This window comes from uncultured Castellaniella sp., from assembly GCF_937988725.1.
Lineage (GTDB): Bacteria > Pseudomonadota > Gammaproteobacteria > Burkholderiales > Burkholderiaceae_B > Castellaniella.
Map to the genome: position 1 here is coordinate 1 of NZ_CALKHS010000009.1, position 13,602 is coordinate 13,602.

Genomic DNA, 13,602 nt, shown 5'->3' on the forward strand with positions numbered 1-13,602 from the left:
TGCCCTGCGGCGAAGAGACCGAACTATAGCACAGCTTTTTTACGCCATGCAAGTCGCCCCGGCATTTATCGAAAATATCGCGCCGGCATCGATGGTGATACAGTCCCAGGCAGGACATCTCTCATACAAGAACGATTATTCCATCATGCCTGCCAGCGAAGACATTCTGATCAACGTCACCCCTTTTGAAACCCGCGTGGCCGTGACGGCGCAAGGGGTCGTGCAGGAACTCCATATGGAGCGCGCCATACAGCGCGGGCATGTCGGCAATCTCTACCTGGGCCGCGTGGCGCGGGTGCTGCCCGGCATGCAGAGCGCCTTCGTGGACATCGGCCAGGAACGCGCGGCCTTCATCCACGTGGCCGACCTGCGGCAGAACCGCCACGCCCGCAGCGCCGGCGACCATGCGCCCCAGACTCCCATCGAAAAGCTGCTGTTCGAAGGCCAGCCGCTGCTGGTGCAGGTCATCAAGGATCCGATGGGCACCAAGGGCGCGCGCCTGTCCACGCACATCAGCATCGCGGGACGCATGCTGGTCTATCTGCCGCACGAGCCGCACATCGGCGTGTCGCAGCGCATCGACGGCGAAGCCGAGCGCGAAGCCCTGCGCCAGCGCATCATCGCCTTGCGGCCCGCCGACGAGCCGGGCGGCTTCATCGTGCGCACCCAGGCCGAGGACGCCGGCGACGAGGAACTGGCGGACGACATCAGCTACCTGCGCATGCTGTGGGCCAGCATCCAGGAAAGGATCCGCCAGGTGCCCGCCCCTTCGCCCGTCTACGTGGAACTGACGCTGGCCCAGCGCGTGCTGCGCGACATGGCGACTCCGGAAACAGGCAGCATCACCGTGGATTCCCGCACCGTCACTCAGGACCTGATCGCCTGGGCGCAGCGCTACACGCCCTCGGTCGCCGAACGCATCCATCATTACAGCGGGAACCGGCCGCTGTTCGACACCGCCAACGTGGACGAGGAAATCGCCCGGGCGCTGTCCCGCCGCGTGGACCTGAAATCCGGCGGCTACCTGATCATCGACCAGACCGAGGCCCTGACGACGGTGGACGTGAACACCGGCGGCTACGTGGGCGGACGCAATTTCGACGATACGATCTTCAGGACCAATCTGGAGGCGGCCGTGGCCATCGCCCGGCAGCTGCGCCTGCGCAATCTGGGCGGCATCATCGTGCTGGATTTCATCGACATGGACGACGCCGGACACCAGGCCTCGGTCCTGGCGGAACTGCACAAGGCCCTGTCGTCCGACCGCACCCGCGTCACCGTCAGCGGCTTCAGCCAACTGGGCCTGGTGGAGATGACGCGCAAGCGCACCCGGGATTCCCTGGCGCACCAATTGTGCGAGCCCTGCCCCACCTGCCAGTCCCGGGGATCGGTGCGCACCGCCCGCACGCTGTGCTATGAAATCCTGCGGGAGATCCTGCGCGAGGCCCGCCAGTTCGACCCCAGGGAGTTCCGCATCGTCGCGTCCCAGGCGGTGATCGATCTGTTCCTGGAGGAAGAAAGCCAGCACCTGGCGATGCTGGGCGATTTCGTCGGCAAGCCGATCTCGCTGGCGGTGGAAGCCGGCTACGGGCAGGAACAGTACGATCTGGTGCTGCTGTAGGCTCCGAGGCGCCATGCCCCGATTCAAAGACCGACCGGACTGCTGATTCAGTTTCTGGTTTTTGTATCCAGTTGACTGGTTTACAATATCTTTTTCTCGATCGCATCAGAAAGGATTCCTGGCGTGGAACAGGCACTCAGTCAACGCAAACCCCTTAAGCGCCAGAATCTGGCTTCCATGCTGGTCGACGACCTGCGCAAGCGCCTGCTCTGCGGCGAATTCAGCGGTGGCACCCTGCTGCGCCAGGAACAGCTCGCCCAGGAATACGGGGTGTCGCGGATGCCGGTGCGCGAAGCCTTGCGGCAGCTGGATTCGGAAGGCCTGGTCATCATGCAGACCAACCGCGGCGCCACGGTATCGGAACTCTCGCTGGCCGAGATCGACGAAATCTTCGACCTGCGGGAGGTCCTGGAACTGGATCTGCTTGAACGCGCCATCCCGAACATGACCCCGGAGTCGCTCGACAAGTCCCGACGGATACTCGACGAACTGGACGAGGCCTACACCACCCACGACATCGCCCGATGGGGCGCGCTCAACGGCAAGTTCCACATGAGCATGTACGAGCCCGCCGGGCGGTCGATCTCGCTGTCGTTGGTCAACCGCATCAGCCTGCAGGTCGACCGCTACCTGCGCCTGCAGATCTCGATGACCGAAGCCATGACCGACGGCGCCGTCGAGCACAAGGCCATGCTGGATCTGTGCGCCCAGGGCAAGACCGCCGAAGCGCTGGAATTGCTCGCCACCCATATCCGGCGCACCAAGGCCCAGCTGATCGGCATTCTCTCCGCCCGCCACGGCGGCTGATCCCTCCCCTCGACCACCGCGCGTCCGGGGCGAAACCGCCCCGCGCGCACGTCTTCCCCGCTGCACGCTTTGTTCGCGGATCCCGGCGTCGGAACCGGCCCCGCCCGCATGTCTCCCCCCCCTCTTCTCCCAGGGGAGCCGCGCCTCCGGCCGTCCTCTCGCCGTTCCCGCCAGCGGGCGCGGATCCCGTCAAATCTCCATCTCGGAACCAGGGTTTCTCCTGATCGAAATCGCGTTGACACCCCCGACGCGAGGCCTTTATCATGGCCTTTCATTTTGGATACAGGATACTTTCGGCAGGATCCTATGAGCAAATTTCTGGTGTCGCTGATCGACCGACTCAACTTCATCGTCCGCATCCTGATCGGCCTGGGGCTGCTGTGCATGGTCGTGCTGATCTCGCTGCAGGTGGCGGTGCGGTTCATCCTGCCCAAGCTGGGCATGCCCGCGGGCCTGCCCTGGACGGAAGAGGCCGCGCGCTACCTGATGGTCTGGGTGATCTTCCTGGGCGGCGCCATCGCCGCGCGCCACGGGCTGCTGATCGCGGTCACCGCGCTCATCGAAGCCCTGCCGTCGGCGCCCTCGCGCCTGCTGCGGCGCGCGGCCCTGGCCCTGCTGGCCGGGATCTTCGTCGCCATGGCCTGGTACGGCTGGCAATGGACGCAGTTCGGAGCCGACGAAATCTCTCCCGCCCTGACGCTGTCCAAATTCTGGCTCTATCTGGCCATGCCCGTCGGCTGCACGCTGGCCGCGGTGAACACCCTGGTCCTGATGCTCCGGAACGGCGAAGCGCACGAAGCGCTGGCCGCCTGAGGCGCGCCCCCGCCCCTGACTCCCGAAAACATAACAAAACAGAGACAAACCACCATGCTCCTCATGTTCGGCACCCTGCTGTTTTGCCTCGCGATCGGCGTCCCCGTGTTCGCCTGCCTGGGCATCGCCGCCGGCCTGGCCATGCTGCAGTTCGGCCTGGACCTGCTCAGCGCTCCCCAGACCATCTTCGAGTCGCTCGACTCCTTCACCCTGATGGCCATCCCGTTCTACATCCTGGCTGGCAACCTGATGCAGACGGGCGGCATCTCGCGGCGCCTGATCCACCTGGCCAATTCGATCGTGGGCTGGCTGCGCGGCGGCCTGGGCGCCTCCTCGATCCTGACCTGCATGTTCTTCGCCACCATGTCGGGCTCGTCCTCGGCCACCACGGCCGCGATCGGATCGAGCATGATCCCCGCCATGGAAAAGAAGGGCTACCCCAAGAACTTCGCCGCGGCCTGCGTCGCCGTGGGCGGCGAACTGGGCGCCATCATCCCGCCCTCGCTGACCATGATCGTCTACGGCCTGGTGGCCAACGTGTCGATCGGCAGCATGTTCATCGCCGGAATCCTGCCCGGCCTGCTGGTGGGCTTCTCGCTGATGCTGACGATCGTGCTGGTGGCGACGGCGCGCGGCTTCGACAACGTCACCCGGGTCAGCCCCCGCGCCTGGCTGTGCAATATCTATATCGCGCTCAAGGAATCGATCCTCGCGCTGATGATGCCGGTCATCATCCTGGGCGGCATCTATTCGGGCATCTTCACCGCCACCGAGGCCTCGGTCGTCGCCGTCCTCTACGGCCTGCTGGTGGGCGGCCTGATCTACCGCGAACTGACCCTGCGCGACCTGATCCGGACCTTCATCGATTCCGCCGTCATGACGGGCGTGATCATGCTGATCGTGGGCTGCGCCGCCCTGTTCGCCTACATGCTGACCATGAACCAGGTGCCGCAGACCTTCGGGCGCTTCATCGTCGAGATCGCGGGCGGCCCCATCGGCTTCCTGCTGCTGGCCAACCTGCTGCTGTTCGTGGCCGGCATGTTCATGGAAGCCTTCGCCCTCATCATCATCCTGGTGCCCATCCTGGCGCCGATCGCCGTCCAGTTCGGCATCGACCCGATCCACTTCGGCATGATCATGATCGTCAACATCTGCATCGGGATGGTGACCCCGCCCGTCGGCGTGAATCTATTCATCGCCTGCCAGATCGCCGACCTGCCGATCGAGAAACTGCTTCGTCCCCTGGGCATCTTCCTGGCCGTGCTGATCCTCGACGTGCTGCTGATCAGCTACATCCCCTGGCTGTCCATGGCCTTCCTCTAGCCGCCCCACCCCCACCCCCACCCCACCATCACGGAGACACACCATGAAAAAAATCCTTCTTTCGACATGCCTTGCCGCCGTCCTGCCCCTGGGCGCCGCCCAGGCCGCCGACGTCGTGGAGCTGAACCTGGGCCACGTGCTGGCGACCGACAGCCACTATCACGTCGTGGCCGAGAAGCTCGCGGAGGTCGCCGCGGCGAAATCCAAGGGCACGCTGAAGATCAACGTCTTTCCCAGCGGCCAACTGGGCGGCGAAGTCAAGCTGATCCAGTCGGCGCGCACCGGCGCGGTGCCCCTGGTCGTGACCGGCGAGCCGCCCGTCGAGAACACCGTCAAGGAATTCGGAGTCTTCTCGCTGCCGTACCTGTTCCCCGACCTGCAGAAGGCCAACCACGCCATGCAGAGCCCCTTCGGCAAGCGCATGCTGGGCTACCTCGACAAGCACGGCCTGGTCGGCCTGGGCTGGATCTCGTCGCTGGAGCGCAATATCTACGGCGTGCGCAAAGTCGAGCACCCCGACGACATGAAGGCCATGAAGATCCGGGTGATCCAGTCGCCGGGCTACGTGAAGGCCTATGAGGCGCTGGGCGCGCAACCCACGCCCATGGCCTATTCCGAGGTCTACCTGGCCTTGCAGACCGGCGTGATCGACGCCGGGGAAGCCTCGCCGGACACCATGATCCAGGACAAGTTCGCCGAAGTCAGCAAGTACTACAACATGGTCAAGATCCACTACATGCCCGCCATCCTGCTGATGAGCAAGGCGCGCATGGACAAGCTCTCGCCGGAACACCAGAAGATCCTGCGCGAAGCCGCCGACGAAGCGGTCAAGTACGGCATCCAGTACTACACCGACGGCTACGCCAAGAGCCTGGAGCAGATCAAGGCCATGGGCGTCAAGATCGTTACGCCGGACATCGCCGAATTCCGCGAGAAGACCGCCACCCTGTATCCGTCCCTGCTGGCCGACATTCCCGACGGCGAAGCCAACGTGAAGGCAGCCCGCGCCGCCATCGAATAACCCTTTTTCGCCACCGGGCCGCCCCAAGGCGAAAACGCCCCCCTCGGGGGGCAGCAAGCGGCCGCAGGCCGCGCCGCGTGGGGGCCCTTTTCCAACCTCTTTCACAACCCCAACTGACGGCCCGGGCGCTCCCCGGGCCAGGAGATCGTCATGTCCCAAGAATTGAAAGGCATCTGCGCCGCCGCCTGCACCCCCATGAGCGATGATGGCTCGTCGGTGGATTACGACCGCCTCAAGACCCATCTGGACACTCTGGTCGAGGCCGGCGTCCACATCATCGCCGTGTGCGGCGGCACGGGTGAATTTCCGTTCCTGTCCACCGAGGAAAAGCGCAAGATCGCCGAAGTCGCCGCGCGCCATATCGGCGGGCGCGCAAAGCTCATCGTCCAGTCCTCGGCCATCCGCACCGAGGACGCCATCGAGGCCTCGCGCCATGCCGAGGATCTGGGCGCCGACGCCCTGCTGGTGCTGCCGCCCTACTTCGAGGGCCCCACCCCCGACGGCGTCTACAGCCACTACGAGAAAATCGCCCGGGCGGTCAAGACGCCGATCATGGCCTACAACATCCCCGTGCATTCGGGCTTCGACATCACGCCGGACTTCTTCAAGCGGCTGCAGCAGATCGACAACGTCCAGTACATCAAGGACACCAGCGGCAATTTCGTGCGCCTGCAGGAACTGATCGCCGCCGGCCTGCCCGTCTTCAACGGCGCCGACCCCTTCGCCTTTCATGCGCTGGTGGCCGGCGCCCGGGGCTGCTTCTGGGGCGCCGTCAACGCCATGCCGCGCCAGGCCGTCGAGCTGTACGACCTGGTCCAGGCCGGCCAGGCCAGCAAGGCCGCCGAACTCTGGAAGCGCATGCTGCCCGCCAACCTGTTCTTCTGGAACCACCCGTACAACCCGGCGGTGAAGGCGGCCACGAACATCCTGGTGAACAAGGTGGGCGCCTGCCGGCAACCCGTCCAGCCTCTGTCCGACGCGGATCTGAGCGAACTGGACGCCGCCCTGCAACCCCTGCGCTGACCCGGCGCGCATCGAATCAGGAGACCTCATGTCCGCCATTGAACGAGTCTACGACCAGGCCCGGGCCGGCGCGCTGTACGCCGGCCCGGTGATCCCGGGATTCCAGGCCTCGACCGCCCGCATGCCCGTCGTCAGTCCCATCGACAACACCACGATCGGCGCCCTCGTCGCGGGCACCTCGGCCGACGTGGACGCGGCCGTCGCCGCCGCCCGCGCCAGCTTCGAATCGGGCGAATGGTCGGGCATGGCACCCGCCGAACGCAAGCGGGTGCTGCTCGACTGGGTGGCGCTGATCCGCGAGCATTCGGAGGAAATCGCCGCGCTGGACTGCGTGGACGCGGGCAAGCCCATCACGGAATGCCTGCACACCGACATGCCGGCGACGCTGGACACCTTCGCCTGGTACGCGGAGGCCGTCGACAAATGCTTCGGCCGCATCTCGCCCACCGGCGGCGACGCCCTGGGCCTGATCGTCAAGGAGCCCATCGGCGTGGTCGGCGCGGTGCTGCCCTGGAACTTCCCGGCCCTGATGTTCGCCTGGAAGGTCGCGCCCGCGCTGGCGGCCGGCAACTCGGTGATCGTCAAGCCAGCCGAGCTGACCTCGCTCAGCGCCTATCGCCTGACCCAGCTCGCCCACCAGGCCGGCGTGCCCGCCGGCGCCCTGACCCTGGTCACCGGCACGGGCGAGGACACCGGCGAGCCCCTGGGCCGCCATCCCGACGTGGACATGGTGTCCTTCACCGGATCCACCGAAGTCGGCCGCCTGTTCCTGAAGTACTCCGCCGAAAGCAACCTCAAGGAGATCGTGCTGGAATGCGGCGGCAAGAGTCCGCAAGTCGTGTTCGAGGACGCCGACCTGGATGCGGCGGTCGGCCAGATGCTCTCGGCCGCCTACTGGAACATGAGCGAGAACTGCAGCTGCGGCTCGCGCCTGATCGTGCAGGCGAGCATCAAGGACGCCGTCATCGAACGCCTGAAGCACGGCCTGGCCGACTGGAAGGTCGGCCTGCCCACCGACCCGGCCACGCGCATCGGCCCCATGGTCGAGGAGCCCCACTTCCACAAAGTGCGGGCCTTCCTCGAAGAAGCGCCGGCCGCGGGCGCGCGCCTCGCGCACGGCGGACGCATCCACGCCGAGCTGGGCAGCGGCTGGTACGTCGAGCCGACGATCTTCGACGGCGTGACGCCGGCGATGCGCCTGTTCCAGGAGGAAGTCTTCGGCCCGGTTCTCGCGGTCACGTCCTTCGAGACCGAGGACGAGGCCGTGGCGCTGGCCAACGATACCCAGTACGGCCTCGCCGCCTCGCTCTACACCCGGGACGTCGGCCGGGCGCAGCGCGTGTCGCGGCGCATCAAGGCCGGCACGGTATCGATCAACGGCTTCTCCGAAGGCGACATCACGGCGCCCTTCGGCGGCTACAAGCTCTCGGGCTTCGGCGGCCGCGACAAGGGCATGGAGGCGTTCGACCAGTACACCCAGACCAAGGTCATCTGGTACATGAACGCCTGAGCGCGCAACGGAACGAGGGAACGATGATGGATCCGCAAGAGGCCCTGGACCCCGAAACGCTGAGGGACCTGCGCGAAAAACGGCCCCTGCTCTGGCTGTCCCCGTCGCACGATCCGGCGGACGAGGGCCGGGACCTGCTTCTCGATCCCTCGGCGGCGCACGCCCGCTTCGAGCGTTGCGCCGGCCTGCTGGCCCGCCTGTTCCCTGAGCTGGAGGCGTCCGGCGGGCGGCTGTCCTCGCCGCTGTCGCCCATTCCGGGCCTGCAGCGCAAGCTCTCGCCCGCGGGCGGGCCGGGCGCCGGTTCCGAAGGCGTCTGGTTCCTCAAGCGGGACGACATCCTGCCCGTGGCCGGATCGGTCAAGGCGCGCGGGGGCTTCCACGAGGCCCTGGCCTTGGCCGAGCGCCTTGCGCTGGAGGCCGGGCTGCTGGATGCGCGCGGCGACCGCGCGCGGCTGGCCGAACCGCCGATCCGCGAACATCTGGGCCGGCATACCCTGTCGGTCGGCAGCACCGGCAACCTGGGCCTTGCCATCGGCCTGATCGGCGCCGGCCTGGGATTCCACGCGGCCGTCCACATGTCCTCGGACGCCAAGGCCTGGAAGAAAGACCGCTTGCGCGGCCGCGGCATCACCGTCGTCGAACACGCGGGCGACTACGCGGCCGCCGTCGCCTCGGGCCGCGCGGCGGCCCTGGACGACCCCCTGATCCATTTCGTCGACGACGAGCGCTCGGAGGCGCTGTTCCTGGGCTACGCCGCGGCGGCGCGGGAACTGCTGGATCAGCTGCGGGCCGCCCGTCGCCCGGTGGACGCCGCCCATCCTCTGTTCGTCCACCTGCCTTGCGGCGTGGGCGGAGCCCCCGGCGGCATCACCTACGGTCTAAAGCGCCTGCTTGGTCCGCACGTGCATTGCTTCTTCGCCGAGCCGACCGCCTCGCCCTGCATGCTGGTGCAGGTGGCGGCGGGCTTGCAGGCCCCGGTGTCGGTGCACGACATAGGCCTGGACAACCGGACCGAGGCCGATGGCCTGGCCGTCGGCCTGGCGTCGCCCCTGGCGGCCCCCATCATGTCGCGACTGATGGCCGGCGTCTTCACCGTGGACGACGACACCCTGTACCGCGATGCGCTGGCCCTGGAGCGGGCCGAAGGCATCTCCATCGAACCTTCGGCGGCCGCCGGCCTGCGAGGCCCCCTTTGGCTGCTCGGGTCGCCGCACGGGCGCCGCTACCTGCAGCGCCACGGCCTGGTCCCGGCGATCGCCGACGCCACCCATGTGATCTGGAGCACCGGCGGCGCGCTGGTGCCCGAAGACATCCGCGCCTTGTTCCGGGCGCGCGGCGCGGGCGGCTAGCCCCCGTCGTCCAGCTTGTTTTCCCAGCTGCTGTCGGCGTGGCAGAGCTCGGGCTTCATCATGGCGGTCAGCATCTCGTGCACGCGATCCATCTGGCCCGCATAGTAGCTGTAGGCCGTGACGTTGATGGTGCGGTTGTGCAGCAGGGTCAGGCTGAGCACGACGCTGCGGTCCCAGCCGGCATCCGGCGCGGGCCGGTAGACGACGCGGCCGTAGGAAGATGCGTCGGGCGCCATTTCGAAGGTATAGGTCTGCCCGCAGGCCGCCGCGTGGCGGAACAGGTTCTGCTGCACGCCCGGAAAATCGATGGGCAGGCGGCGGCGTTCGGTGACCTGGTAGCGCGAAGTCTCCAGTTCGTTCAGGGTCAGGCCCTGCGGCTGGCTGGCGCAGGCGGACAGCACGGCCAGACAGCTCAAAGCGTAAATCGTCTTCATCGGATGCTCCAACACACGAACCCGGGATGATAGTCCAGCGCGCCACGCGGGCATCATGGCGCGTCCACGTCCGGCAAGGCCTGATCCGCCGGGCCGGGGTCATGGTCCTGGAACTGCAGCTTATACAGGGACGCATACAGGCCCTCCTGGGCCAGCAGGTCGGTGTGCGTGCCGGATTCGGCGATGCGCCCCTGATCCAGCACGATGATGCGGTCGGCCTTCTGCACCGTGCTGAGCCGGTGGGCGATCACCAGGGTCGTGCGGCCGGCCATCAGGCGCTCCAGCGAGGCCTGGACCTGGCGCTCGGCCTCGTTGTCCAGCGCGGAGGTGGCCTCGTCCAGGATCAGGATGGGCGCATCCTTGATCAGAGCCCGGGCGATGGCCAGGCGCTGGCGCTGCCCGCCCGAGAGCGTGTTGGCGTTGTTGCCCACCTGAGTATGCATGCCCTCGGGCAGGCCGGCCACGAAATCCCACAGGCTGGCGGCTTCCAGAGCCGCGCGCACGCGGGCTTCGGGGATGTCCCCCGACACCCCGTAGGCCACGTTTTCGGCGATGGTGCCCTCGAACAGCACCACGTCCTGGCTGACCAGGGACAATTGCGAGCGCAGGGCCCGCAGGCGGAACTCCCGCACGTCCACGCCGTCGATCAGAATCCGGCCGCTGCCGGGCTCGATGAAGCGGGGCAGCATGTTGACCAGCGTGGTCTTGCCGCTGCCCGAACGCCCCACCAGCGCGACGGTCTGCCCCGCCTGCACGGAAAAGGACACGGCATCCAGGGTATTGCGCGACACGTCCGGAAAGCGGTGCGTGACGTCTTCGAACGTCACCTGGCCCGACAGGCGTTCTTTCAGGTCGCGCGTGCCGCCATCGGATTCGACGGGCTCGTCGATCAGGGCAAAGACGGATTCGGCGGACACCAGCATGCGCTGGGCCGCGCCGGCGATGTTGGTGAGGCGCTTGAGGGGATCGAAGATCTGGCCCAGGGCGGCCATGAAGGCCGCGAAGCTGCCCACCGTCAGCCCCTGGTGGTTGGCCTGGTACAGCGCGACCGCCACCACGATGGCCACCGACAGCGCCACGAAGAACTGGGAAATCGGCGACATGGCCGAGTCGGCGCTGGCCGCCCGCATCGCAAAGCGCCGCAGGCGGGCGTTGACGTAGTCGAAGCGCTGGCGTTCCCGGGCGTAGCCGTCGAACAGCTTGACGACGCGCTGGCCGGCGATGCCCTCGGACACGACCCGGGTCAGTTCCGCGTTCATGTTGATGGTGTCGCGGTTGATGCGGCGCAGCCGGCGCACGAAATAGCGCCCCGTCAGCACGGACAGCGGCAGCATGACGAGCACGATCAGCGTCAGCTGCCAGGACATGTACAGCAGCACCGCCAGCAGGGCGACCACCGTCAGGGACTCGCGCACGATGACGCGGATGACCTCGGTGGACAGGCCGCTGACATTGCCCGCGTCGATGGTGAAGCGGTTCAGCAGGCGCCCCCGGTCGCGCGACCGGAACGTTTCGTCCGACAGGCCCAGCAGGCGCTCGAACATGTCGCGGCGCAGGCCCAGGAGCATGTTGTTGGCCACCCAGGACATCAGGTAGGTGCCCAGGAAGGTCGTCACGCCGCGCAGCAGCATCAGTCCGACCACGGCCAGCGGGATGGACCAGATGTACGAAGGCCGGGAGCCCGTGAAGCCTTCGTCCAGCAAGGGTTTCATGATGACGGCCAGCAAGGGCTGCGTGGCCGAGGCCACGCTGAGCAGCAGCAGCGCCAGCAGGCCGACTTTCCAGTCCTTGCCCAGGCGGAGATAAATCTGGCGCCACAGCTCCAGCCGCACGGGACGGCTGTCAGTAGCCTGATTCGGATCGGGTTTCAACCGGCACACTCTCTTATATACTGTCGTGAATCACGCATTTTAGCCCGCCAGCCGTCAGTTTCCGCAGCGGGCCTGGAGCACCCGCGTTGACACCCGCCACCCGACCTACCTTGTACGTGCGCCTGCCCAACTGGGTGGGTGACGTCTGCATGAGCCTTCCCAGCCTGGACACTCTGCTGGGCACGGGCCTGCCCGTCGTCGCCTGCGCCCGGCCCTGGGCTCAGGATCTGCTGGCGGCCTACCCCCTGGCGGGCTTCGTGCCGATGCGCGGCTCCTGGCGGGCGGACCGGGCCGCCGTGCGCCAGCACCTGAAACAATCCACCCCGGGCCGGGCGCTGGGCCTGCTGCTGCCGGACTCCCTGTCCAGCGCGCTGGTCTTCCGCTTCGCCGGCATTCCCTGCGCCGGCTACCGGGACGACGGCCGCAGCCTGATCCTGCGCTGGCCCTGCCGCAAGCCCGCCGGGCCGATGCACGCCGTGCAATCCTGGCACTACCTGACCCGCCACGCCCTGACGCGCTGGCAACTGCCGGTCGTCGACGCGGAACCCGCCGAAGAACTGCACTGGCAGGCCGCCGCCGCGCATGAACTGCAGGCCGGACAGGCCCTGGCGCAGGCGGGATTGAAGCAGGACGGTTTCGTGCTGATCGCGCCGACGGCCACCGGCCTGCACAAAGGCCGGGTCAAGGCCTGGGCGGGATTCGACAGCCTGACGCAGTCGCTGCAGGCGCGCGGCATCGCCGTCGCCATGGCGCCGCCGGCCGCGGAACAGCAGGCGGCGCAGGCGGCCGCTCCGACCGCGCAGCAATTGCCGCCCCTGGGCCTGGGGGCCTTCGCCGCCCTCACCCGGCTGGCCCGGCTGGTCATCTGCAACGACTCGGGCGTCTCGCACCTGGCGGCGGCCGCCCACGCCCGTCAGATCACCCTGTTCGGCGTCACCGACCCCAGCCGCACCGGCCCCTGGTCCAACCAGGCCCTGCGCCTGGGGCGCCTGCACGCCTGGCCCAGCGCCCCCGAAGTGCTGGCTCAGGCACTGGAATACATGAACATCCCTCCTGCCGCATGAGCGCGTCCGAATTTCTGGCCAATCTGGTCATTCCCCTGAACCTGTCCGTCACCCTGCTGGTCCTGGCCGCCATCCTGTTCATCGTGCGCTGGCGCAAGACCGCCGCCGTCATCACGGCGGGCGCCCTGGCCTGGGCCGTGTTCTGGTCCCTGCCGACGACGTCCCTGTGGGCCGGCGGCCTGCTGGAACAGCGCTACCCCCACCAGCCCGCGGCCATGCTGCCCGCCGCCCAGGCCATCGTGGTGCTGGGCGGCAGCACCGCCAACGGCAGGCCCAACTGGTTCGAGTCCTACGACCCCAAGACGACGGTGCCGCGCACCGACACGGCGATCCTGCTGTACGCCGCCGGCAAGGCGCCGCTGATCGTCGTGTCCGGCGCCGCCCTGGACGGCGGCGTCAGCGAGGCGCGCATGATGGCCACGGCGCTGGAACGCGACGGGGTGCCGCCATCCGCCATCATTCAGGAAAATCACAGCCTGACGACGCACCAGAATGCGCTCTATACGGCCAAAGTGCTGCGCCAGCACGGCATCCAGCGCTTCCTGCTGGTGACGTCGGCCCTGCACATGCCGCGCGCCATGGCCAGCTTCCAGAAGCAGGGGCTGAACCCGATCGCCGCGCCGTCTCCCCCCCAGATCGTCGTGCCCGACGAGCCGGACTTCTCGTTCTGGCTGCCGGACCTGCGCACCCTGAACGCCAGCCGATCGATCGTCAAGGAATATCTGGGCCTGCTGGTGTACTGGGTGCGCGGCTGGGTGTAGGCGGC

At 67.5% G+C, this 13,602-nt stretch carries 12 protein-coding genes; 10 read left to right on the plus strand and 2 right to left on the minus strand.

Annotation, left to right across the window (positions count from 1 at the left end):
* The first annotated feature begins 145 nt into the window (after nucleotides 1-145).
* From rng to Q0263_RS07580, 8 genes are all read left to right on the plus strand, one after another.
* Nucleotides 146-1,621 carry a ribonuclease G gene (rng, locus tag Q0263_RS07545; protein WP_298014967.1) on the plus strand — a complete coding sequence of 492 codons (1,476 nt, stop codon included), beginning with the start codon at nucleotides 146-148 and terminating at the stop codon, nucleotides 1,619-1,621.
* A gap of 123 nt (nucleotides 1,622-1,744) precedes the next feature.
* Nucleotides 1,745-2,428, plus strand: a complete 684-nt coding sequence (locus Q0263_RS07550) for a GntR family transcriptional regulator (RefSeq protein WP_298014969.1) — start codon at nucleotides 1,745-1,747, stop codon at nucleotides 2,426-2,428.
* A 306-nt stretch (nucleotides 2,429-2,734) separates the two neighbouring features.
* Nucleotides 2,735-3,241: a TRAP transporter small permease gene (locus Q0263_RS07555; RefSeq protein ID WP_298014971.1), complete on the plus strand. Its 507-nt coding sequence runs from the start codon at nucleotides 2,735-2,737 to the stop codon at nucleotides 3,239-3,241.
* A 54-nt stretch (nucleotides 3,242-3,295) separates the two neighbouring features.
* Complete coding sequence (locus Q0263_RS07560; protein ID WP_298014973.1) at nucleotides 3,296-4,564, plus strand: TRAP transporter large permease subunit; 1,269 nt, start codon at nucleotides 3,296-3,298, stop codon at nucleotides 4,562-4,564.
* Nucleotides 4,565-4,607: 43 nt separating this feature from the next.
* Nucleotides 4,608-5,585, plus strand: coding sequence for a TRAP transporter substrate-binding protein (locus Q0263_RS07565; protein ID WP_298014974.1), 978 nt, complete (start codon nucleotides 4,608-4,610; stop codon nucleotides 5,583-5,585).
* 150 nt (nucleotides 5,586-5,735) lie between these two features.
* Complete coding sequence (locus Q0263_RS07570) at nucleotides 5,736-6,608, plus strand: dihydrodipicolinate synthase family protein (RefSeq protein ID WP_298014976.1); 873 nt, start codon at nucleotides 5,736-5,738, stop codon at nucleotides 6,606-6,608.
* Nucleotides 6,609-6,636: 28 nt separating this feature from the next.
* A complete protein-coding gene (locus Q0263_RS07575; RefSeq protein ID WP_298014978.1) occupies nucleotides 6,637-8,118 on the plus strand; it encodes an aldehyde dehydrogenase in 1,482 nt (493 codons plus the stop codon).
* 23 nt (nucleotides 8,119-8,141) lie between these two features.
* Complete coding sequence (locus tag Q0263_RS07580) at nucleotides 8,142-9,467, plus strand: D-serine ammonia-lyase (protein ID WP_298014980.1); 1,326 nt, start codon at nucleotides 8,142-8,144, stop codon at nucleotides 9,465-9,467.
* Here Q0263_RS07580 and Q0263_RS07585 read toward each other — a convergent pair.
* Together Q0263_RS07585 and msbA are read right to left on the minus strand one after the other, a co-directional pair.
* A complete protein-coding gene (locus tag Q0263_RS07585; protein ID WP_298014982.1) occupies nucleotides 9,464-9,901 on the minus strand; it encodes a hypothetical protein in 438 nt (145 codons plus the stop codon). The genes Q0263_RS07580 and Q0263_RS07585 overlap by 4 nt on opposite strands.
* 53 nt (nucleotides 9,902-9,954) lie before the next feature.
* Nucleotides 9,955-11,733, minus strand: coding sequence for a lipid A export permease/ATP-binding protein MsbA (gene msbA, locus Q0263_RS07590; protein ID WP_298014983.1), 1,779 nt, complete (start codon nucleotides 11,731-11,733; stop codon nucleotides 9,955-9,957).
* A gap of 188 nt (nucleotides 11,734-11,921) precedes the next feature.
* On the opposite strand from msbA, the gene Q0263_RS07595 reads away from it, so the two are divergent.
* Both Q0263_RS07595 and Q0263_RS07600 read left to right on the plus strand, forming a co-directional pair.
* Entirely contained in the window at nucleotides 11,922-12,836 is a 915-nt protein-coding gene (locus Q0263_RS07595; RefSeq protein ID WP_298015671.1) for a glycosyltransferase family 9 protein, read from the plus strand.
* Nucleotides 12,833-13,597, plus strand: coding sequence for a YdcF family protein (locus tag Q0263_RS07600; protein ID WP_298014985.1), 765 nt, complete (start codon nucleotides 12,833-12,835; stop codon nucleotides 13,595-13,597). Before Q0263_RS07595 ends, Q0263_RS07600 begins: the two co-directional genes overlap by 4 nt.
* Nucleotides 13,598-13,602 lie beyond the last annotated feature (5 nt).

What these genes read in the sequence shown, in the direction of transcription:
- rng (WP_298014967.1), top strand. Translation starts at nt 146, where the DNA reads ATGCCTGCCAGCGAAGACATTCTGATCAACGTCACCCCTTTTGAAACC.
- Q0263_RS07555 (WP_298014971.1), top strand. Translation starts at nt 2,735, where the DNA reads ATGAGCAAATTTCTGGTGTCGCTGATCGACCGACTCAACTTCATCGTC.
- Q0263_RS07560 (WP_298014973.1), top strand. Translation starts at nt 3,296, where the DNA reads ATGCTCCTCATGTTCGGCACCCTGCTGTTTTGCCTCGCGATCGGCGTC.
- Q0263_RS07565 (WP_298014974.1), top strand. Translation starts at nt 4,608, where the DNA reads ATGAAAAAAATCCTTCTTTCGACATGCCTTGCCGCCGTCCTGCCCCTG.
- Q0263_RS07570 (WP_298014976.1), top strand. Translation starts at nt 5,736, where the DNA reads ATGTCCCAAGAATTGAAAGGCATCTGCGCCGCCGCCTGCACCCCCATG.
- Q0263_RS07575 (WP_298014978.1), top strand. Translation starts at nt 6,637, where the DNA reads ATGTCCGCCATTGAACGAGTCTACGACCAGGCCCGGGCCGGCGCGCTG.
- Q0263_RS07580 (WP_298014980.1), top strand. Translation starts at nt 8,142, where the DNA reads ATGATGGATCCGCAAGAGGCCCTGGACCCCGAAACGCTGAGGGACCTG.
- Q0263_RS07585 (WP_298014982.1), bottom strand. Translation starts at nt 9,901, where the DNA reads ATGAAGACGATTTACGCTTTGAGCTGTCTGGCCGTGCTGTCCGCCTGC.
- Q0263_RS07595 (WP_298015671.1), top strand. Translation starts at nt 11,922, where the DNA reads ATGAGCCTTCCCAGCCTGGACACTCTGCTGGGCACGGGCCTGCCCGTC.
- Q0263_RS07600 (WP_298014985.1), top strand. Translation starts at nt 12,833, where the DNA reads ATGAGCGCGTCCGAATTTCTGGCCAATCTGGTCATTCCCCTGAACCTG.